We start from the raw sequence: 20,899 nt of genomic DNA on the forward strand, positions 1-20,899 counted from the left end.
CGCCGCCTGCAGCGCCCCGGTGTCGCCTGTCCCGTGGAGCCTACAGGGGCCCGTGTCTCTTGTTCCGCGCCGCCTACAGCGGCCCCTGTCTTTTGGTTCGCGCCGCCTACAGCGGCGCGGTGGCCCCCTCCAGCCAGGCTCGCGTCTGCGGATCGACCAGCGGGCCGATCTCGCGCAGCACCCGCGCGTGATAGCGGTCGAGCCAGTCCCGTTCGCCCGCGTCGAGCAGATCGGCGACCACCAGACGCCGGTCGATGGGCGCCAGCGTCAGCGCCTCAAAGCCGAGCATCTCCCGTTCGCCGTCCGCGATGGGCGCGGGCGGGGTCACCAGTTCCAGGTTCTCGATGCGGATGCCATGCGAGCCGGCCTTGTAGAAGCCCGGCTCGTTGGAGACGATCATGCCCGGCTCCAGCGCCACATGCCCCGACTTGGCGATCCGCTGCGGTCCCTCGTGCACCGAGAGATAGGATCCCACGCCATGGCCCGTGCCATGGTCGAAGTCGAGCCCCGCCTTCCACAGCGCGATGCGCGCCAGCGCGTCGATCTGCGCGCCGCTCGTGCCGACGGGAAACCGTGCCGTGGCAATCGCGATATGGCCCTTCAGAACCAGCGTGAAATGCCGTTTAATCTCCGCCGCGACATCGCCGACGGCCATCGTGCGGGTGATGTCTGTCGTGCCGTCGGCATATTGCGCGCCGGAATCGATCAGGAACAGGCTGTCGGGCGGAATCCGGCGGTTGCTCGCCCGGTCGACCCGGTAATGCGGGATCGCCGCATTGGGGCCGGCCGCCGAGATCGTGTCGAAGGAGATCTCCTTGAGCGCGCCGGTCTCCGCACGAAACCGCTCCAGCGTCTCCGCCACCGTGATCTCGTCGAGCCCTCCGGCGACGGTTCCGTCGAACCACGCGAGAAAGCGCGCATAGGCCGCCCCGTCGCGCAGATGCGCGGCGCGCGCGCCGGCAATCTCCGCCGCCGTCTTGATCGCCTTGGCCCGCGTGACCGGATCGTCGCGTTCAATGACCCGTCCGCCCGCGCCCGTCACGGCCGTGGCCAGCGCGTCGCCGGCCCAGTTCGCATCGAGCATCACGCGCGCGCCGTCCGCCCCGAGCGCGGCAAGCGCCGGCACCAGGGCGTCGGGCTGGTCGATGTCGGTCAGCGCGTCAAGCGCCTCGCGCACCGCATCGGAGAGCTTGCCCGCCGCGATGAACAGCCGGGGCCGGCCCTGCGCCGGCAGAAGGGCGAAACTGAGCGGTACCGGCGTATGCGGCACGTCGGCGCCGCGAATGTTGAACAGCCAGGCAATGCAATCGGGCTGCGTCAGCACCAGCGCGTCGGCGCCCGCCTCGCTCACGGCCACCTGCATGCGCGCGATCTTGTCCCGCGCCGCCTCGCCGGCCAGCGCCGCGTCGTGCAAAACGACCGCTTCGACCGGCGGCGCGGGACGGTCGGTCCACACCGCATCGACCGGATTGTCCGAGACAGGGACGAGTTCCGCGCCGGCCGCCTCGCAGGCGGCGCGCAACCGCCGCGCGCCGGCCACCGTGTGCAGCATCGGATCGTATCCCAGCCGGTTGCCCGGCTTCAGCACGCCGCCGAGCCAGGTCGCCGGCGGCATCTCGATCAGATGCAGCGGCTCGAAGACGGCGGTGTCGACCTGCTCGCGCACCTGGATCGTGTACCGCCCGTCGACGAAGATCGCCGCCCGGTCGGCGAGCACGACCGCCGTGCCGGCCGATCCGGCGAAACCGGTCAGCCATGCGAGCCGCGCCTCGGACGGCGGAACATATTCGCCCTGATGCGCGTCGCCGCGCGGAATGAGGAACCCGTCGAGGCCGCGGGAGTTCAGTTCTTGCCGCAGCGCCGCGCACCGCGCGGAGCCGACGGACGGATCGATGACCGTGTCGAAGCTTTGAAACATGCGCCGAACGCTAGCCGATCGCGGGCGCCCGCAAAAGGCGTTTCCTGCCTGACCTCAAGGCACCCTGCCCGCGATGCGGGCACCGCCGGCACGCCGCCGCAACTCTCGGTCCGAAAACCTATACCGCGCTGCAATATCGTTACTTCGCACATGCAACATCTGCAGCACAGCCATGCACTTATCGCTCTTTTCGCGGCGCGGCGCGCTCCCCATTATCCTGGTCAAGAGTTTGAGGGAGGAAACTCTGTCGCGCTCCGCGACACATGAGACCTCGACCTGGAGATTGAAGACATGGCTATCGCAACCATCACGTCCACCTCGCTCGCCAGCACCGGCGGCAAGAGCTTCATGCGCCGCGCCTTCGACGGCCTGGTCAGCGCCCGCGAGCGTCAGGCCCGCCGCTATGTGAACGGCTACCTGCTGTCGCTCGACGATGCCACGCTGGCCGCCCACGGTTACGACCGTGCCGAGCTGGAGCGTCAGGGTGCGGTGACGAGCGCATTCTGAGCGCCCTCACCCACGACACCTGAAGAAAACGGGGTCCGGTCAGCCGATCGGACCCCGTTTCGCGTTATGGGCCCTTCGCGCGCGATCGATCGGGCATATGCTCGTCGATCAGGGAACCCGGCGGCCGCGCACCAGCGTGAGCGTCAGCCAGCCGTCGCGCTCCTGACGTCGGGCCAGATGAAACCCTTGCGCGCCATAGGCGAAGAGAATGCGCGGCCCGTCCTCGACGCGCAGGCCCGAGAGAACCAATGTCGCCTCGCGGGTCATCCGCCGGCCCAGCGCCGCGGCCATGCGCATCAGCGGCCTTGCGAGAATGTTCGCCACCACCAGATCGAAGGGCCCGTTTTCCGCGAAGACGCGGGCGTCGACGCCGGCGGCAGTCACCGCGCGCACCAGCGGGCCGACCTGGTTGTGCCGGGCATTGGCCTGCGTCGTCAGCGTCGCGACCGGATCGATATCGCTCGCCAGCACCCGCTGACGCGCCCGCTTCGCCGCCGCGATCGCCAGCACGCCGGTGCCGGTCCCCAGATCCAGAATGCGCCGATAGGAGCGCCGCGACAGCAGCCGGTCGAGTTCGATCAGGCAGCCGGCCGTCGTGCCGTGATGGCCCGTTCCAAAGGCGAGCGCGGCCTCGATCTCGATGGCGAGCGCGTTGAAGGGGCGCTTGTCCCGGTCGTGCGATCCATGCACGAAGAAGCGGCCGGCCGAGACCGGCGACAGGCCCTCCAGGCTCTTTTCCACCCAGTTGATGTCGTCGAGCGGAACCGCTTCCAGCGGCGCGGCGAAGGCGTCGGCGCCCAGCCGGTCGCGCACCAGCGCGGCCGCATCGTCCACGCTCATGTCGAACAGCAGGATCTCGGCGGTCCATTCACGCCCGTCGGGAGAAGATTCGAACACGGTGACGGGATTGCCGTCGTCCTCGAAATCGCGGGCAAGCAGCTCGTAGATGCGCTTCGCCTCGAGTTCCTCGGCGGTGATACGGACGCGAACGGTGGACATGAGGGCTCCGGTTCAGGGACGGGCCTTCCCTTTACCCGCCGGACCGCTCCGCTTCAACGGGCATCGCGCGTCTCGGATTTCGCCGACTTCGGCGCAGACTTGGGCGCCGGCGGCAACAGGGTCACGATCATGTCGCCGGGCTTGAGACCGCTGGCATCGGAGGCGGGTTCCGGTTTCAGCCGCCCGCCGGCGGTGAGCGCGAACAGCGGGATCGCCTCGTCGGAGCGGTCGGCGGCATAGGCAGCGGCGTCATACTCCTCGCTGAGCACCGTGGTGGACACGCGCCAGCCTTCCGAGACCCGGGCGATCAGACTGTGCAGCCCGCCCGCGTTCGCCAGGAACGGCCGCCCGCCGAGCGTCACCGACAGCTGGCGATGCTCCGGCGTCGGTTCCTTGTCGCGGCCGATCTGCAGCACCTCCGAGCGGCCGATCTCCGGTCCGAAGTTGGTGCAGACCAGCGCGTTGTAATCGTCGTTGTCGGTCGCCGCGAGCAGATGGCTGTAGGGTGCGAGCGAGATCGTGTGTTCCGCGACCTCGGAGAGGATTTCGCCGTAATGCGTCTCGATCCCCGCCTGGCGGGCATGGCGCAACCGCCCCCAGTTGCGGTCGGTCATCAGCACGGGGATGTCGCGCTCCTTCAACTTGGCGGCAAGCGCCACGGTAAACCGGTTCGCCCCGACGATGAGAAGCCCCGCGCGCCCGCCGGAGGCCAGCCCCAGCGCGCGCGCCAGCGGGCCGATGGTAAAGCCATGCGCCAGAACCGTGGCCACCACCACGGCAAAGGCAAGCGGCACCAGCCGCTCCCCGTCCTCCACGCCGCGCGCCACAAGGAGGCCGGCAAAGAGCCCCGACACGGCCACCGCGACCACGCCGCGCGGCGCGATCCAGCCGACCAGCGCCCGTTCCTGCCACGTCAGGCCGGCGCCGATGGTCGCCACCCAGATGGAGACCGGACGCACGACAAAGAGCACCACCAGCACGAAGGCGAGCGTGCGCATGTCGACCGCCGCCGCCAGTTCCCGCGGCTCCAGCGAGGCCGTCAGGATGATGAACACGCCCGAGACCAGCAGGATCGTCATGATCTCCTTGAAGCGCTTGACCTCCCCGAGCGAGGCGATGCGCGAATTGCCGAGCGCCAGCCCCAGCATGGTCACCGTCAGCAGCCCGCTTTCCTCCAGCACCGCGTTGGAGATCGCGTAGGTGCCGAGCACGGTGGTCACGATCACCGGGATCTTCAGGTATTCCGGCACGTGACCGCGCACGAAGGCCTGCACCAGCGCCTTGCCGGCGTACCAGCCCCCGGCGAGCCCCAGCACGAGCGCGACGACGATGCGCAGGATCAGCGTGTCGGCGTCGTGGTGTCCCGACGTGACGAGGAAGATCTCGTAGACGAAGACCGCCATCAGCGCGCCGAGCGGATCGGCGAGGATCGCCTCCCAGCGCAACAGCGCGGCCGGCCGCCGCGACAGCGCCGACTGGCGCAGCAGCGGAATGATCACCGTGGGGCCCGTGACCACCAGAATGCCGGCGAAGACGAGCGCCGGCCACAGGCTCAGGCCCGCAACGTAATAGGCGCTCGCACCTGCCAGCAGGAAGGTGATCGGCGCGCCGAGGATGACGATGCGCCGCACGCCCGTCCCGCTTTCGCGCAAGTCGTGGAAGTTCAGCGTCAGCCCGCCCTCGAACAGGATGATCGCAACGGCGACGGCCACGAGCGGCTGCACCAGGCCGGCGAACTGTTCGTCCGGCTGCACGAGACCCGTGACCGGCCCGGCGAGCGCGCCGGCCGCCAGGAGCAGCACGATCGCCGGCAGGCGGAAGCGCCACGCAAGCCACTGGGCGGCGACGCCGGCGGCGGCGATCAGGGCAACGGCGATGATGACGGGGGACATGACGGGGTGGTCCTGACAGGGCGGAGCGATGATCCGCGAACGGAGGAGGAACAGTGATCGACAAGAGGCTTGCGGTCCCGCGCGCGCCAAGTCAACCGCGCGGCACGTGTTTGGCGTCCGACCTCCTGCCCCTTGGCGACAGCCGTTCGACGCGGCATCCTTGAGGACGTGCCGGGCGAACCGCTGCGGAAGGAGACCGCCATGACATGCGCAAGAGCCGGCGATGCGCCGGACGCCCCGGGGCGATGGCTGCGCCGGCTGCGGGCGGCGAGCGGGCTGCTCGCGGCCGTGATCGCCGCCCTTGTTTCCGCCCCGGCCCTTGCACGCGCCGACACGGATGCTCTTTTCGCCGCCCTCAAGGCGGCGGCGAGCGAGCGCGAGGCCCGCGCCATCGAAGCCGAGATCTGGGAGGGCTGGATCGACGCCGCTCCGACGCCCGAAATCAACGCCATGACCCGCGAAGCGATGGACAAGCGCGCATCCTATGATTTCGAAGGCGCCCGGGTCCTTCTCAACGAGGTGGTCGCCCGCGCGCCCGACTATGCGGAAGGCTGGAACCAGCGCGCCTTCGTCCTGTTTCTTCAGGAGAAATACGACGCCTCGCTTGCCGATCTCGACCGGGCGCTGGCGCTGGAGCCGCGCCACTTCGGCGCGATGAGCGGCAAGGCGCGCATTCTCATGGGCCAGGGGCGCATGCGACTGGGGCAGAAGATCCTGCGCGAGGCGGTCGCGCTGCACCCCTTCATCCAGGAGCGCCACATGCTGATCCCGTTACCGCATGAGCGCGACACCCCGGAAGACGACCGGAAACCTTGATGCCGCGCGTGACGCGCGACGTTTTGCAGACTGAAATTTTCAACAGCAAGGGGCCTGGGCTTTTATGAGTGACGGGGGGCGTTTGAAAAGGCTGGCCGACCGGCTGGACGACTGGCACGTGGTCCGCATTCTGGCGGCTCTGAGCCACTTCGCGATCATCGTGACGCTCATTGCCTTCGTGATCGACCTGATGGCGCGCGAGGAAGACCGGAAGCGATATCTTGAGGAAAAGGCCGAATGGCAATTCGGCCGACTGGTGGCCGCCTGGAGCCTGCTGACCACGAAAAGCTCCGGCAATTCCGGAAAGATCACCGCGATCAACGTCCTCTTCGGCGCCGGGGAAGACATCGTGGGCGTGGATCTGTCCTGCGAAAACAACGGCGGCTCGCTGACCGAGACACCGACGTTGCCCTCGCGGTCCGTCCTGACCTGCGACCGCGGTGTGTTCCTGTCCGGGCTGGAGATCCGAAACGCCACGACGGCAGGGCGCACCCTGTTCTCCGATTCCGATCTTTCCGGCGTCAATCTCTCCCGGTCCAGGCTCGAGGGATTGACGATCCGTTCCGCCGCGTTCGTCGGCGCCGACATCACGGGACTGCAGATCCTGAACACGACGCTGGACCGCGTGGATTTCTCCCGCGCGCTCGGAACGCCCCTGGATCGGCCCGAACGTCCCGTGCGCCTTCTCCTCGAGGCGCCGGATCGGGAGCGCCACATCGCGCGCTTCACCAACGTCACCTTCCAGAACGCCAACTTGTCGGGCGCCCGCCTTTTCGGCGCGTCTTTCGTCGGATCGGAAGCGGTCGGCATCGACTTCGCCGGCACGAACCTGCGCGACGCCGATCTCGGCAATGTCACCTTTCAAGGGGTGCGGATCGACGCCGACACGATCACGGAAGGCGTCAACATCAGTGGCGCGACGCTGCGGCTTCTGTGTCAACGCAGAAACCGGGACCACGCGATGTGCAAGGCCAAGCTGGCGCAGATGTGGGCCTGGAGCGACCGCCCGCCGGACGTCGATCCGAGGGAGGACTGGCGGGTCTGGAAGGCGTGTCCGGCGGCGCTGCAAACCGCTTACGACGAACGCGGCGGTCTCGGCGTCCCGTCCGGGTGCTGAACGCCCCTCAATGGCGCTCGACGAAACTGTCGAGCACCTTCTTGGTGCTCGCCTTCTCGAAATCGACGGTGAGCTTGTTGCCCTCGATGGCGACGATCGCGCCATAGCCGAACTTCAGGTGGAAGACGCGCTCGCCAATCGAGAAGGCGGACGGCGTTTCGGCGACCGACTTGGCGACCAGTTCGCCCTCGATGGTGCGCGGACCGCCGGCGCCGCGCGCGCTCCCGCCGCCCATGCGACCGGCGAAGCCGCTGTCGCCGCCGGCCTTGGTGCGGGCCTTCTGCGCGCGCTGCCAGCCCGGCGTCGAATAGCTCGCCTGGAAGGGATCGCGCGTGTCGAAGCGGCTTGCGCCATAGCCCCCGCCGCCGTAGCCGCCATAGCGCGTCGGCGCCTCGACCACGTCGACATGGGCCTCGGGCAGCTCGTCGAGAAAGCGCGAGGGCACCGTCGACTGCCACAGGCCGTGAATGCGCCGGTTGGAGGCGAACCAGACCTTCGCCCGCCGCCGCGCCCGCGTCAGCCCGACATAGGCGAGCCGGCGCTCCTCCTCCAGCCCGGCGCGGCCCGATTCGTCGAGCGCGCGCTGGTGGGGGAACAGCCCCTCCTCCCAGCCCGGCAGGAACACCGTGTCGAACTCCAGCCCCTTGGCCGAATGCAGCGTCATCAGCGACACCGCCTCGGCGTTGCCCTGCGCGTCGCGGTCCATCACCAGCGAGACGTGCTCCAGAAACCCTGCGAGCGATTCGAACTCCTCCATGGAGCGCACCAGCTCCTTGAGGTTGTCGAGCCGGCCCGGCGCCTCCGCAGAGCGGTCGTTGCGCCACATCTCCGTATAGCCGGACTCGTCCAGCACGATCTCGGCGAGATCCGTGTGCGACATCGACGCCATCTGATCGCGCCAGCGGTCGAAATCGCCGAGCAGCATCCTGAGCGCCGTGCGCGCCTTGGGCCGCAGTTCCTCCGTCTGGCAGAGGTCGGAGGCGGCCTGCATCAGCGGGATGCGGTTGGCGCGGGCATAGGCATGCACCAGTTTCAGGCTCGCCTCGCCAAGCCCCCGCTTCGGCGTGTTGACGATGCGCTCGAAGGCGAGATCGTCGGCCGGCTGCACGATGCAGCGGAAATAGGCCATGGCATCGCGGATCTCCATGCGCTCGTAGAAGCGCGGGCCGCCGATCACCCGGTAGTTGACCCCGAGCGTGACGAAGCGGTCCTCGAATTCGCGCATCTGGAAGGACGCGCGCACCAGAATCGCCATCGAGTCCAGACTGTGCCCCTTGGCCTGAAGCGCCTCGATCTCGTCGCCGATGGCGCGCGCCTCTTCCTCCGAATCCCACGAGGCGGCGACGCTGACGCGCTCGTCCTCGCCCTCCTCGTCCTGAACGTCGGTGAAGAGCGTCTTGCCGAGCCGTTCCTCGTTGTGGGCGATCAGATGCGAGGCGGCGGCGAGGATATGGCTCGTGGAGCGGTAGTTGCGCTCCAGCCGGATGACCTTGGCGCCCGGAAAATCGTGGTCGAAGCGCAGGATGTTGTCGACCTCCGCCCCGCGCCAGCCATAGATCGACTGGTCGTCGTCGCCCACGCAGCAGATGTTGGTGTTGCCCTGGGCAAGCAGGCGCAGGAAGAGATACTGCGCGATGTTGGTGTCCTGATACTCGTCCACCAGCATGAAGGCGAAGCGGCGCTGATAGTCGGCGAGCACATCCGCATGGGTGCGGAACAGCGTGATCACATGCAGCAGCAGGTCGCCGAAATCGGCCGCGTTCAGGATCGACAGCCGCTCCTGATACTGCTCGTAAAGCGCCCGCCCCTTGCCGTTGCCAAAGCTGCGCGCCTCGCCTTCCGGCACCTGCTCCGGCGTCAGCCCGCGGTTCTTCCAGCCGTCGAGGAGGCTGGCGAAGGCGCGCGCCGTCCAGCGCTTGTCGTCCAGCCCCTCGGCCTGGATGATCTGCTTGATGAGCCGGATCTGGTCGTCCGTGTCGAGAATGGAGAAGCCGGACTTGAGCCCGACAAGCTCGGCGTGCCGGCGCAGGATCTTGACGCAGATCGCGTGGAACGTGCCGAGCCAGGGCATGCCTTCGGCGCTGTCGCCGATCAGCGCGGCGATGCGCTCCTTCATCTCGCGCGCCGCCTTGTTGGTGAAGGTGACGGCGAGGATCTGGCTCGGGAAGGCGCGGCGCGTGGCGAGAATATGCGCGATGCGCGTCGTGAGCACCTTGGTCTTGCCGGTGCCGGCCCCGGCGAGCACCAGAACCGGACCGTCGAGCGCCTCCACCGCCGCGCGCTGCTCCGGGTTGAGCGCGTCGAGATAGGGTGCGGCCGAGGGGGCGGGCGCGAGCGCGGCCCTTGCGCGCGCCGCGATGCCACCGCCCGCCGGAGGGGCCGGCGCAAGGGTCTGCGCGCGGCGGAACGGGTCGGACGGGTCACCGGGAAGATCGGGCATGCAGTCTCGGGTCTCGCGATGGGGCTTGGGGATGGTGCGAATCTGTTCGCGCTTTGGACCAATATAGCATGTTCCCGCGCCAGATCGAGATCCGGCGCCGAAACCCGCGCCCCGACAGGCTCCCGGCGCGCCTCGCCCCTGCAGTTCAGCCGCGCCCCGCCAGCTCCAGCCAGGCATCTTCGTCGATCACCTCGACCCCGAGATCGGCCGCCTTCTTGAGCTTCGAGCCCGCGCCCGGACCGGCGATGACGAGATCGGTCTTCTTCGACACCGAGCCGGAGACCTTGGCGCCCAGTGCTTCCGCTTTGGCTTTGGCCTCGTCGCGGCTCATCTTCTCCAGCGTGCCGGTGAAGACGAGCGTCTTGCCGGCGACCGGACTGTCTTCGGCGTCCACCCGCTCCATCTCCTGCGGCGTCACCTCCTTCAGCAGTGCCTCCAGCGCCTCGCGGTTGTGCGCCTCCTCGAAGAAGGACACCACCGCGCCGGCCACCGTCGCGCCGATCCCGTCGATATCCATCAGATCCCGATAGGCATCGGATTCCCGGTCTGCGGCCGCCGTCATCGCGTCGGCGAAGGCGGCCCAACTGCCGTAGTGCCGCGCCAGCAGCTTGGCATTGCCCTCGCCCACGTGGCGGATGCCGAGCGCATAGATGAAGCGGTTGAGCGGCACCGAGCGGCGTGCGTCGATGGCGGCGAAGAGATTGGCCGCGCTGGTCTCGCCCCAGCCGTCGCGGTTCTTCAGCTTCTTGATCTTCGACGCCGCGTCGCGCTCGGCCAGCGTGAAGATGTCGGCCGGCTGGCGAATGCCACCTTCGTCCATCGGCAGTTCGTAGAAGAACGCCACCTGCTTGTCGCCCAGCCCCTCGATGTCGAAGGCGTTGCGCGACACGAAGTGCTTGAGCTTCTCCTTCGCCTGCGCCGGGCATACCAGCCCGCCGGTGCAGCGGCGCACCGCGTCGATCTTGCCGCTTGCCGGATTGACGTCGCGCACCGCATGGCTGCCGCAGGCCGGACAGGTGGTGGGAAACGCAAACGGCTGCGCGTCCTCCGGCCGCTTGTCGAGGTCCACGTCGAGGATCTGCGGGATCACGTCGCCGGCGCGCTGGATCTGCACCGTGTCGCCGACCCTGATGTCCTTGCCCTCGCGGAGTTCCTCGCCGGACGAGCCGATGCCCTTGATGTAGTCCTCGTTGTGCAGGGTCGCATTGGAGACGACCACGCCGCCCACCGTCACCGGCTCGAGCTTGGCCACCGGGGTCAGCGCACCGGTGCGCCCGACCTGGATCTCGATCTCGTTCACGACGGTGAAGGCCTTTTCGGCCGGAAACTTATGCGCGATCGCCCAACGCGGCGCGCGCGAGACGTAGCCGAGCCGCCCCTGCAGGTCGAGACGATCGACCTTGTAAACCATGCCGTCGATGTCATAGCCGAGGTGCGCCCGGTCCTCCTCGATGGCGTGATAGAGATCGAGTACCTCTTCCACGCTCTCGCAGCGGCGCATGCGGTCGTTGACCGAAAAACCCCAGGCGCCGAGCCTCATAACCATGTCGAACTGCGTGTCGCAGGGCAACGCGCTCATCTCTCCCCAGGCATAGGCGAAAAAGCGCAAGGGGCGCGCCCGCGTCACCTCCGGGTTGAGCTGGCGCAGCGAGCCGGCCGCCGCGTTGCGCGGATTGGCGAAGACCTTGGTGCCCTGGGCCTCCATGCGCGCATTCAGCGCCCGGAAATCCTCGTGGCGCATGTAAACCTCGCCGCGCACCTCGACGATGTCGGGCGCGTCGTCCGGCAGGGTCTGGGGGATATCGGCGACGGTGCGCGCGTTCTGCGTAACGTTCTCGCCGACGGTCCCGTCTCCGCGCGTGGCCGCCGTCACCAGCTTGCGGTTTTCGTAGCGCAGCGACAGCGACAGGCCGTCGATCTTCGGCTCGGCGGTGAGCGCGATCGTGCCCTGCAGCGGATCGATCTTCAAAAAGCGGCGGATACGGCCGAGAAAATCGCGCACGTCCTCATCGGAAAACGCATTGTCGAGCGACAGCATCGGGATCGCATGGGTGACCTTGCCGAAGCCGTCGGCCGGTGCCGTGCCGACGCGCAGGGACGGGCTGTCGGAGCGCACCAGGGTCGGAAACCGCGCCTCGATGGCATCGTTGCGCCGCTTGAGCGCGTCATAGGCGGCATCCGAAATCATCGGCGCGTCCTCGCCGTGGTAGCGCCGGTCGTGCTCGGCGATCTCGGCGGCGAGCCGTTCCAGTTCGGCCGCCGCCTCCTCCAGGGTCAGATCCTCGACGGCACGGTCTGCGAGATCGGTGTCGGTCATGGGCGCTTGATCGCTTGGCTGTGACGGGACTGAGACGTGACGGGCCGTCCGCGCGGCCCCGCGCGGCAAGATAGGGCGAAACGCCGCGCCAGACGAGCAGGATCATGGCGGGATCTGGGGATGACGCCGAAGGGGGCCGCGGTCAGCCGCGCGGCCCCGGCGCGTCGGCGAGCAACCGGTCGGCGGCGGCGCGGGCCTCGTCGGTGATCGTCGCGCCGGCGAGCATCCGCGCGATTTCCTCGCGGCGGTGGTCGACGTCGATCCGCGTCACCCGCGTCGCGACGCGCTCCGCGTCCGCGTCTTCCTTGGAGATCAGGAAATGCCCGTCGGCGCGTGCCGCCACCTGCGGCGCATGGGTCACGGTGAGCACCTGAACCTCGCGCGCCAGCCGCGCCAGCCGCGCGCCGATCGCCTCGGCCACCGCCCCGCCCACGCCCGTGTCGATCTCGTCGAACACCAGGGTCGGCGCGGAGCCCTTGTCGGCGAGCGATACCTTGAGCGCCAACAGGAAGCGCGACAGCTCGCCGCCCGAGGCAACCTTCATCATCGGGCCCGGCTTGGTGCCCGGATTGGTCTGCACCCAGAATTCGATCTGGTCGATGCCCTCGCGGGTGCGGTTTCCCGGATCGCTTGCAAGATCCACCATGAAGCGGGCGCGTTCCAGCTTCAGATCCGGAAGCTCGCGCGCCACGGCGTCTTCGAGCAGCCGCGCCGCATGGGTCCGCCTGTCCGAGAGGGTCGCCGCCTTCGCATCATAGGCCTCCACCGCCGCGCGGGCGGCCGCCTCGAGATCGGCCAGCGCGCCCTCGCCGGCGTCGAGCGCGGCGAGATCGGCGTCGAAGCGCTCCTTCAGCGCCGGCAGTTCCTCCACCGGCACCTTGAATTTGCGCGAGGCCGCGCGCAGGGCGAAAAGCCGTTCCTCGGTCGCCTCCAGCGCGCGCGGGTCGAATTCGGTCTCGCGCACCGAGGCTTCCAGCCCGGCGCGCGCATCTTCCAGCCGGTCGAGCGCCTCGGCAAGCGCGGCCACCGGCGTCGACAGCAGCTCCGGCGCCTGCTCCGCCTTGCGCTCCAGCCGCCGCCACAGGGACGCCACCTCGCTGATCGGCGAGGCGGAGCCGTTCAGGAGATCGTAGGCCTCGCCGAGATCGCCGGCGATCTTCTCCACCTGCATCATCGCGTGGCGCCGGGCGGCCAGCTCTTCCTCCTCGCCCGGCTGCGGAGAGAGCGTCGCCAGTTCCTCCGCCGAGGCGCGCAGATAATCGGCTTCCGCCCGGGCGGAGGCGATGCGCTCCTCCTGCGCCTTCAGGGCCTTTTCGGCCCGGCGCATCTCCGCATGCGCCTCGGCGACGGCTTGCGCCTCCCGCTCGCAGCCGGCGAAGGAGTCCAGCAGCCGGCGGTGTTCGGCCGGATCGGTATAGGCGCGCGATTCGTTCTGCCCGTGGATTTCCACCAGCAGGCTGCCCACTCGCCGCAGGAGGGAAACGCTGACCGGAGAATCGTTGATGAAGGCCCGGCTGCGCCCGTCCTCCGCCTGGACCCGGCGCAGGATCACGTCGCCGTCGGCCTCAAGATCGCTCTCGGCGAGAAGCCGGCGCACCGGATGCGCCATCGGCACGTCGAAGGCCGCGCTGATGTGCCCCTGCGTCTCGCCATGGCGCACCAGCCCCGCGTCGCCGCGCCCGCCGAGCGCCAGGCTCAGGGCGTCGAGAAGAATGGATTTTCCCGCGCCGGTCTCGCCGGTGAGCACCGACATGCCCGCCCCGAACGTCAGCTCGAGCCGGTCGATCAGAACGATATCGCGAATGGCGAGCGCAGCGAGCATGCGGGCGAACAACCGATTCCTGGCCAGGGGGCCCAAGCAAGGGGTTTCAAGCAAGGCGGCGCGCGATCGCGCCGGGCGGGATCTCGAAGGCCGGACGGACCGGCCGCGGGCGGTCCCGTGCCCCGGGGGACACGGGCTCGTCCCTTACAAAGAGATACCGTCGAATGCCCGGCTGATCCAGCTTCCCTGATCCTCGTCGGGCGAGTAGCCGCCGGTCTTGAGCAGGGAGAAGGCGTTCTTGTACCAGTCGCTGTCGGGAAAATTGTGTCCGAGCACGGCCGCCGCCGTTTGCGCCTCGTTGATCACGCCGAGCTGATAATAGCTCTCGGTGAGGCGGAACAGCGCCTCCTCGACGTGACGGGTGGTCTGATACTCCAGGACCACGGCCTTGAAGCGGTTGATCGCCGCGATCTGATGGTTGCGCTTCAGGTAGTAGCGCCCGACTTCCATCTCCTTGCCGGCAAGCTGGTCCTGGGCGATCCGGATCTTGGTGCGCGCGTCTTCCGCATATTCGGAATCGGGATAGCGCTGCACCAGATCGCCGAAGGCGGCGAGCGCCCGCTTGGTCATTTCCTGGTCGCGGGTCACGTCCGGGATCTGCTTATGGTAGGACTGGCCGATGATATACAGCGCGTAGGCGGTGTCCTCGTCGCCCGGATACAGCGTCGCGAACCGCTTGGCCGCCGAAATGGCTTCGGTGAACTTGCCCGTCGAGTAGTTCAGATAGGCCAGATTGATCAGGGACTTGCGTGAATATTCCGAATAGGGGTGGAGCTTGTCCACCTCTTCGAACTTGACGCGCGCGTCCGCCAGCCGGCCTTCGTTCCTGAGCGCCAGACCCTCGTTGTACAGGACCTCGGGCGGGGTGTCGTTCGTGGCGAAATCGTCGTCGCTCGTCGACGAACAGGCGCCGAGCGCAAGCACGGACGCCGTCAGCGCCGCGAAACCCGCACCGCGAACCCCTCTCATCAGCAGACGGCGCGCGCCCTTGTCGGGATTAGCCCCCATCACGTTGTCCTACTCCTGGCCTTTCGGCTCCGGGTGCCATGCCCGGGCCTGACGACGCATCCGCCGAACGGCAAACCGGTGCGACCCGTCGACTCGTCTCGACTCATCTGTCCTGCGCGAACGCAGCCCGTTTCCCGGCCCGCGCGACTGGCCTGACCGGCAGGCGCAGCCCGCACAACGGGCCCCAAGGCACAGAGCCCGCCTTGTGTCGCGGCTCGCCCCATGCGATCCGGCGCGCGTGTTGTAACGGAGAAACCCCCGCCGCGTCACGTCATGTGACCGAGATTTGGTGCATTTTTATGGCTGCCCCGATCCGCGGGGCATGCGGCACCGGCCGAATGCGCAACTGTGCAAGGCCGAAAACGGGCCCACGGCCACAACAAGACGGGCAGACGATCGGGCCAAACAATAGGGACGGGCAATCGGGCCCGGCAATCAGGATGCGCCGTGCCCGGCCACCGCGAGCGCACGCTCCGCCGGCCGACCGGCCGCCACCCGCTCGCGCCCGAAACTCCCCTCGACGATCTCGAAGGCATCGCGCCCGGCCGACTCGAAAAGCTCGACCAGAATGGCGTGATTCATGCGATGGCCACCCTTGTAGGAATGATAGGCGCCGATCAGCGGCAGACCGGCCAGACCCAGATCGCCCACGGCGTCCAGCATCTTGTGCCGGACGAATTCGTCCGCCCAGCGCGTCCCTTCCGGGTTGACCACGCGCCCCTCGGAGATCGCCACCGAATTTTCCAGAGAGGAACCGAGCGCGAAGCCCAGCGACCAGAGCTTCTCCACGTCCTGCACCGAGCCGAAGGTGCGCGCCCGGGCGAGCTCCTTGCGGAAGGCGTCGGGCGTCAGATCCAGCACGAGGCGCTGCCGGCCGATCACCTCGGCGTCGAAATCGATGGTGACATCGAAGCGGCATCCGTCGAAGGGACGCAGCTCGCACCACGCATTGCCCTGATCGACACGGACGGTCTTCTTGATCCGCAGGTAGCGGCGCGCGGCACCCAGCCGGCGCAGACCGACCTGATCGATCGCCGCCACGAATGCCGCCGAGCTGCCGTCCATGATCGGCATTTCCGGCCCATCGAGCTCGACCGCGACATTGTCGACACCGAGGCCGCGCAGCGCCGCCATCAGATGCTCGACCGTCGACACGCCGCCGGCGGCGGGATCCCCCAGAACGGTGCACAGCGACGTCGCGCTCACCGCGCGCCAATGCGCCGGGATCTCGATGTCCTCGCCCGTCTGACGGTTCTGACCGAGAAACACGATGCCGGTGCCGGCATCCGCCGGATGGAGCGTGACCGTGGCCGCGTCGCCCGAATGAACGCCGATGCCCGTGAGGGAAACGCTTCCGGCAAGTGTGGTCTGCCGGTCGGAACCTACATGCATGGCGTCAACACCCTGTCTTTGACCTGCGTGATCCCCGAGAGCGAAGCCGACCGGCCATGTGTGACCTGGCCCGCGCGATGCTGCCCGATGCCATGCGCCGGATCCTGTGTACCAGGTCCTGCGCGCCCGATGTCGCGCTCCAGGCTCCGGCAGGCCATGCGCCCCGAAAGCAGCAGGCCCGGACGGATCGCGGACCATGCTCGGAGCGGTCCGGATCGACCGGCACCCCTTGCCACCCCTTTGGGCAGCGCATGCGCCCTGCGGCACCACCGAATCGCGTCGTAATCGCCTCGTGAATCGCATCCCTGTCGGATGCAGGCGCACCATACAGGCTGCGCGGAAGGGATCTAAATAAAGCTTTGTTACGGTATGTAACGAAGAATTAAAGGCCAACAGGCTGTTTCAAAAAGGATTTTTCGAACGCACCCGCGTCTTTGCCGCCGATGCGAAAGGGGACGGGCGATCCGGTGAGGGTCCGGATCGCCCGTGCGAGGAAAAGGCCGTGAGGGCAGCCGTTCCCGTCAGTTCGCCTGGCGGCGGAGGAAGGCCGGAATCTCCAGCTGATCGTCCTCCGAGACCGGCCGCGGCTGCGGCGCGCTGCGCCCGTTGAGGTCGAGCTGACCGGCGGCGCCCTGCGGCGCGGGGCGCGGGGCGGCGGGACGCGGGGCGGCCGGACGGGCCGCCTGCGGCGCGCTCTGCTGCGGAGCCGGCTGCGGGGCGGCGGGACGCGGCTGTGCCGGTGCCGGACGCGGAGCGACCGCCTGCGGCGCCGGCGGCACCTCGCGATGCGACTCGTGCTCGCCGTGCTCTTCGTCCTCGCGGCGGGCAAGTCCGTTCGCGAGGCGCCGCAGAAGCCCCATCGGACGACGCTCGTCGCCATGATCGGCGTGATGCTGATCGGGGCGCGCCTCGGCATGCCGCGGTGCGGCCGCCGCCTCGGCGTCCGGCTCGCGCCGGGCCCGCATCTCGCGCTGCGCCACCGGCGGGAAATCCTCGATCGAGGGCATGCGCGGCGTGGCGCCCGGCGCTTCGGCCGCCGGCGGGATATAGGGCTCGACCACGGGCGTCTCGTCGGCCGCGGTGGCCTGTTCGGGCGCGTCGAAGTCGGTGACCGGCGTGTCCTTCTCCAGCATCTCCGGCGCGGGCGAGAAGGGCGCGATCTCCACGTCGGGATCGGTCGCCGCCTTGACCGGCTCGGAGATGTCCAGTTCCCGCTCCAGCCGCTCGACCGCGGCCTGGCGGACCTGCGTCGCGGGACGGGCCGGCGCCGCCGGCGCGGGACGCTCGGCCGGCGTCTCGCCGGCCGGATCGGAGATGGTCTTCAGGCGCTGGGTCAGTTCCGCCATGCGCGCCTCGGCCGGCGACACGTCCTCGCGGATTTCCTTGTCGATGCCCGTCGCCACGACCGACACGCGGATGATGCCGTCGAGGCTCTCGTCGAAGGTCGCGCCCAGTATAATGTTCGCTTCGGAGTCGACCTCCTCCCGGATGCGGGTGGCCGCCTCGTCCAGTTCGAACAGCGTCAGGTCGTTGCCGCCGGTGATCGAGATCAGCAGGCCGCGCGCGCCCTTCATCGAGGTTTCGTCGAGCAGCGGATTGGCGATGGCCGCTTCGGCCGCCTGGATCGCGCGCTTCTCGCCGGAGGCCTCGCCGGTGCCCATCATCGCCTTGCCCATGCCGCGCATGATCGAGCGCACGTCGGCGAAGTCGAGGTTGATGAGCCCTTCCTTGACCATCAGGTCGGTGATGCAGGCCACGCCCGAGTAGAGCACCTGGTCCGCCATTGCGAAGGCGTCGGCGAAGGTGGTCTGCGCGTTGGCGATGCGGAAGAGGTTCTGGTTGGGAATGACGATCAGCGTGTCGACCGCCTTCTGCAGTTCCAGGATGCCCGCTTCCGCGATGCGCATGCGCCGGGCGCCCTCGAACTGGAACGGCTTGGTGACCACGCCGACAGTGAGTATCCCCATCTCGCGCGCCGCCCGCGCGATGACAGGCGCCGCGCCCGTGCCCGTGCCGCCGCCCATGCCGGCGGTGATGAACACCATGTGCGAGCCCGACAGATAGTCGTTGATCTCGTCGATCACCTCTTCGGCGGCCGCAGCACCCACGTCGGGCTGCGATCCCGCGCCGAGACCTTCCGTCACGGCGACGCCCATCTGGACGACCCGTTCGGAGTGGTTGCTGGCCAGCGCCTGCGCGTCGGTGTTGGCGACGACGAAATCGCAGCCCTGCAGGCCGGCCTGAATCATGTTGTTCACGGCATTGCCGCCGGCCCCGCCGACGCCGAACACCGTGATTCTCGGCTTCAGTTCCTGAAGATCCGGCATTTGCAAATTGATGGTCATGGCTTCCTCGCGACCCCATGGACGCCCCTCCTGGACGTCCGTTTCAACCTAACGGTTCCCTCACGTTTCGCCGGTGGCCCGGCGCTTCTTCGAAGGCGGCGTGCCGCCTTCAAAAACTCTCGCGTATCCAGTTCCCTACTTTCGCGAGCGTGCCGGAGCCGAAGCTCCAGCGGCTGCGCAGATCGCGCGGTTCGAACTGTTCGACCTGCGCCACCTGCGGATAGATCAAAAGCCCGACGGCCGAGGCGAAGGCGGGCCCCTTCGCCGCTTCGGGCAGGCCGGCGACGCCGAGCGGCCGGCCGATGCGCACCTGGCGCCCGAGCACCCGGCGCGCCACGTCGCTCAGACCCGTGAGCTGGCTCGCGCCGCCGGTGAGCACGATGCGCTTGCCGACCCGCCCGGCGAAGCCGGAGGCCGCCAGCCGGTCGCGCACCAGCTCCAGGATTTCCTCGACCCGCGGCAGGATCACCCGCGTCAGCATGGCGCGCGGGATCTGGTGCGGCAGGTCGCTGTCGGCATCCACCGGCGGAATCGACAGAAGATCCCGCTCGTCCGCCTGGCTCGGCAGCGCCGAGCCCTGCAGCGTCTTGATGCGTTCCGCGTCGGCGAGCCGTGTCGACAGCGCCCGGGCGATGTCCATCGTCACATGATGGCCGCCGACGGCGATGGCGTCGCAATGCACCATCTGCCCCTCGACGAAGACCGAGATCGTGGTCGTGCCGCCGCCCATGTCGACGCAGGCGACGCCGAGTTCCGTCTCGTCCGCGACCAGTGTCGACAGGCCGCTGGCATAGGGCGTGGCGACCATCGTCTCGACCGAGAGATGGCCGCGATTGATGCTGAGTTCGAGATTGCGCACCGGCGCGATCTCGGAGGTGACGACCTGCATGTCGACGCCGAGCCGGCGGCCGATCATGCCGCGCGGATCGCGTACGCCGCGATTGCCGTCGAGCGCATAGGCGATGGGCAGCGCGTGCATGACGGCGCGGCCCTCGCCCACCGTATGCGCGCTGCCGGCCGCCAGCACCCGCTGGATGTCGGCATCGCACACCGCGTCGCCGTCGAGGCCGACGCTGGCGGTGATGATCTCCGAGGCCAGGCGTCCGCAGCTCACGTTGGTGATCAGCGATTCCACCGTCAAGCCGGCCATGCGCTCGGCCGCGTCGACGGCGAGCCGGATCGCGTGCTCGGCCTGATCCATGTCGATGACGACGCCGGACTTCAGTCCGCGCGAGCGCTGATAGCCGTAGCCCAGAACCTCGATGGAATGGGTGCGCCCGGGCAGCACCGCGTCGTCGCTTTGCGGCGTCAGCTTGGCGATCAGGCAGCACACCTTGCTCGACCCGATGTCGAGCACGGAAACCACGACCGCCCGCCGTCCAGGCAGCGGGCGCATGCGCGGCAGATAGACGGGATGGGCCGACCGCGTCATGTGTCCGCTCCCGTGCGCCGGCGCGTTTCGAACCCGGAGGTGCCGGCCTTGCGCCTCAGCGCGGCCTCGTCGGTCATCCGCACGATGACCCGGTCGGCGAGCCGCATGTCGACCATGGTGATGTCGCGCGCCAGCAGGCCGTTTTCCGCATCGAGCGCCAGCACATCGGCCAGCGCGCGCACCATGCCCTCCTCGGGCAGGCGCAGCGTGATGCCGTTTTCCAGCAACAGATCCCAGCGGCGGTCGGAGACGAGACGCGCGGCGCGCACCCGCGCCCGCAGGTCCGGCACCTGGCCGAGCGCGTCGAGAACCTCGCCGCCGCGATACTGCGCGCCGTGGCCGATCAGCATCAGCAGGTTGGCATAGCGCCCGTCGACGTCGTCGCTGATGACGCGGCCCTCGGCATCGATCACCGACAGGCTGTCGCCGCGCTGCCACAGCGCGAAGGCGTCGCGCTCGTCGATGCGCACCTGCAGCGTGCCCGGATAGAGCTTCTGCACGGACACGGTCTCGACCCAGGGCATGCGGGCGAGCCGCTCGCGCGCGGCCCGCGCATCGAACAGCGCGAGCGAGGTGTCCTCCTCGATCTCGAGCGCCTCGAGAATTTCGAATTCGGTGATCTCGCGCTGGCCCGACAGCTTCACCGCATCGATGCGGAAGCCGGCCGCGGAGGTGAGTGATTCGGTGACCATCCGGCCGTAGCCGCCGATGGCAACCCCATAGGCGATGGTCGCCGCCAGGAAGACGAGAGCGCCGGCCGTTCCCGACCAGCGCGGCAGGCCCTGCAGCACACCGGCCGCGCGCCACAGCGGACGACGGTGCAGCCGGGCCACGCCCCGGCCGCGCGGAGCCAGCGCCGTTTCCATCGGCGACATCCCGTCGTCTTGCCGTTTT

14 protein-coding genes are annotated in these 20,899 nt (G+C 68.7%); 3 read left to right on the plus strand and 11 right to left on the minus strand.

Features of this window, described 5'->3' with window-relative positions; translation table 11 throughout:
- Positions 1–106: 106 nt before the first annotated feature.
- Positions 107–1,918, minus strand: coding sequence for an aminopeptidase P family protein (locus ABL312_RS12280; RefSeq protein WP_349357665.1), 1,812 nt, complete (start codon positions 1,916–1,918; stop codon positions 107–109).
- Between the two features lie 291 nt (positions 1,919–2,209).
- On the opposite strand from ABL312_RS12280, the gene ABL312_RS12285 reads away from it, so the two are divergent.
- Positions 2,210–2,425, plus strand: a complete 216-nt coding sequence (locus tag ABL312_RS12285) for a hypothetical protein (RefSeq protein WP_349357666.1) — start codon at positions 2,210–2,212, stop codon at positions 2,423–2,425.
- Between the two features lie 108 nt (positions 2,426–2,533).
- On the opposite strand, the gene ABL312_RS12290 is transcribed toward ABL312_RS12285, so the two are convergent.
- Together ABL312_RS12290 and ABL312_RS12295 are read right to left on the minus strand one after the other, a co-directional pair.
- Complete coding sequence (locus tag ABL312_RS12290) at positions 2,534–3,424, minus strand: 50S ribosomal protein L11 methyltransferase (RefSeq protein WP_349357667.1); 891 nt, start codon at positions 3,422–3,424, stop codon at positions 2,534–2,536.
- Positions 3,425–3,477: 53 nt separating this feature from the next.
- A complete protein-coding gene (locus ABL312_RS12295) occupies positions 3,478–5,316 on the minus strand; it encodes a sodium:proton antiporter (RefSeq protein WP_349357668.1) in 1,839 nt (612 codons plus the stop codon).
- A gap of 201 nt (positions 5,317–5,517) precedes the next feature.
- Here ABL312_RS12295 and ABL312_RS12300 point away from each other — a divergent pair, with 201 nt between their 5' ends.
- Together ABL312_RS12300 and ABL312_RS12305 are read left to right on the plus strand one after the other, a co-directional pair.
- Positions 5,518–6,132, plus strand: coding sequence for a tetratricopeptide repeat protein (locus tag ABL312_RS12300; protein WP_349357670.1), 615 nt, complete (start codon positions 5,518–5,520; stop codon positions 6,130–6,132).
- Between the two features lie 64 nt (positions 6,133–6,196).
- Entirely contained in the window at positions 6,197–7,249 is a 1,053-nt protein-coding gene (locus ABL312_RS12305; RefSeq protein ID WP_349357671.1) for a pentapeptide repeat-containing protein, read from the plus strand.
- A 7-nt stretch (positions 7,250–7,256) separates the two neighbouring features.
- Here ABL312_RS12305 and ABL312_RS12310 read toward each other — a convergent pair whose 3' ends face one another.
- The 8 genes from ABL312_RS12310 to ABL312_RS12345 all read right to left on the minus strand — a co-directional run bounded on the left by ABL312_RS12310 (position 7,257) and on the right by ABL312_RS12345 (position 20,871).
- Positions 7,257–9,689, minus strand: a complete 2,433-nt coding sequence (locus ABL312_RS12310) for a UvrD-helicase domain-containing protein (protein ID WP_349357672.1) — start codon at positions 9,687–9,689, stop codon at positions 7,257–7,259.
- A gap of 145 nt (positions 9,690–9,834) precedes the next feature.
- Positions 9,835–12,006, minus strand: coding sequence for an NAD-dependent DNA ligase LigA (ligA, locus tag ABL312_RS12315; protein WP_349357673.1), 2,172 nt, complete (start codon positions 12,004–12,006; stop codon positions 9,835–9,837).
- 142 nt (positions 12,007–12,148) lie between these two features.
- Positions 12,149–13,828, minus strand: a complete 1,680-nt coding sequence (recN, locus tag ABL312_RS12320) for a DNA repair protein RecN (RefSeq protein ID WP_349357674.1) — start codon at positions 13,826–13,828, stop codon at positions 12,149–12,151.
- 144 nt (positions 13,829–13,972) lie between these two features.
- Positions 13,973–14,797 (minus strand): outer membrane protein assembly factor BamD, encoded by an 825-nt coding sequence (locus ABL312_RS12325; protein ID WP_374730208.1) that lies wholly within the window; start codon positions 14,795–14,797, stop codon positions 13,973–13,975.
- A gap of 474 nt (positions 14,798–15,271) precedes the next feature.
- The gene (gene lpxC, locus ABL312_RS12330; RefSeq protein ID WP_349357676.1) at positions 15,272–16,228 is read right to left on the minus strand and encodes a UDP-3-O-acyl-N-acetylglucosamine deacetylase; all 957 of its coding nucleotides are present in this window, start codon (positions 16,226–16,228) and stop codon (positions 15,272–15,274) included.
- 521 nt (positions 16,229–16,749) lie between these two features.
- A complete protein-coding gene (ftsZ, locus tag ABL312_RS12335) occupies positions 16,750–18,573 on the minus strand; it encodes a cell division protein FtsZ (protein ID WP_349357677.1) in 1,824 nt (607 codons plus the stop codon).
- A gap of 109 nt (positions 18,574–18,682) precedes the next feature.
- Positions 18,683–20,005 (minus strand): cell division protein FtsA, encoded by a 1,323-nt coding sequence (ftsA, locus tag ABL312_RS12340; RefSeq protein ID WP_349357678.1) that lies wholly within the window; start codon positions 20,003–20,005, stop codon positions 18,683–18,685.
- Entirely contained in the window at positions 20,002–20,871 is an 870-nt protein-coding gene (locus ABL312_RS12345; protein WP_349357679.1) for a cell division protein FtsQ/DivIB, read from the minus strand. Before ABL312_RS12345 ends, ftsA begins: the two co-directional genes overlap by 4 nt.
- Positions 20,872–20,899: the final 28 nt, after the last annotated feature.

It is taken from the genome of Stappia sp., assembly GCF_040110915.1.
Classification (GTDB): Bacteria; Pseudomonadota; Alphaproteobacteria; order Rhizobiales; family Stappiaceae; genus Stappia.

Bases quoted from the DNA above. Each gene is read 5' to 3' on its own strand.
- ABL312_RS12280 (WP_349357665.1), bottom strand. From the start codon at position 1,918: ATGTTTCAAAGCTTCGACACGGTCATCGATCCGTCCGTCGGCTCCGCG.
- ABL312_RS12285 (WP_349357666.1), top strand. From the start codon at position 2,210: ATGGCTATCGCAACCATCACGTCCACCTCGCTCGCCAGCACCGGCGGC.
- ABL312_RS12290 (WP_349357667.1), bottom strand. From the start codon at position 3,424: ATGTCCACCGTTCGCGTCCGTATCACCGCCGAGGAACTCGAGGCGAAG.
- ABL312_RS12295 (WP_349357668.1), bottom strand. From the start codon at position 5,316: ATGTCCCCCGTCATCATCGCCGTTGCCCTGATCGCCGCCGCCGGCGTC.
- ABL312_RS12300 (WP_349357670.1), top strand. From the start codon at position 5,518: ATGACATGCGCAAGAGCCGGCGATGCGCCGGACGCCCCGGGGCGATGG.
- ABL312_RS12305 (WP_349357671.1), top strand. From the start codon at position 6,197: ATGAGTGACGGGGGGCGTTTGAAAAGGCTGGCCGACCGGCTGGACGAC.
- ABL312_RS12310 (WP_349357672.1), bottom strand. From the start codon at position 9,689: ATGCCCGATCTTCCCGGTGACCCGTCCGACCCGTTCCGCCGCGCGCAG.
- ligA (WP_349357673.1), bottom strand. From the start codon at position 12,006: ATGACCGACACCGATCTCGCAGACCGTGCCGTCGAGGATCTGACCCTG.
- recN (WP_349357674.1), bottom strand. From the start codon at position 13,828: ATGCTCGCTGCGCTCGCCATTCGCGATATCGTTCTGATCGACCGGCTC.
- ABL312_RS12325 (WP_374730208.1), bottom strand. From the start codon at position 14,797: ATGAGAGGGGTTCGCGGTGCGGGTTTCGCGGCGCTGACGGCGTCCGTG.
- lpxC (WP_349357676.1), bottom strand. From the start codon at position 16,228: ATGCATGTAGGTTCCGACCGGCAGACCACACTTGCCGGAAGCGTTTCC.
- ftsZ (WP_349357677.1), bottom strand. From the start codon at position 18,573: ATGACCATCAATTTGCAAATGCCGGATCTTCAGGAACTGAAGCCGAGA.
- ftsA (WP_349357678.1), bottom strand. From the start codon at position 20,005: ATGACGCGGTCGGCCCATCCCGTCTATCTGCCGCGCATGCGCCCGCTG.
- ABL312_RS12345 (WP_349357679.1), bottom strand. From the start codon at position 20,871: ATGGAAACGGCGCTGGCTCCGCGCGGCCGGGGCGTGGCCCGGCTGCAC.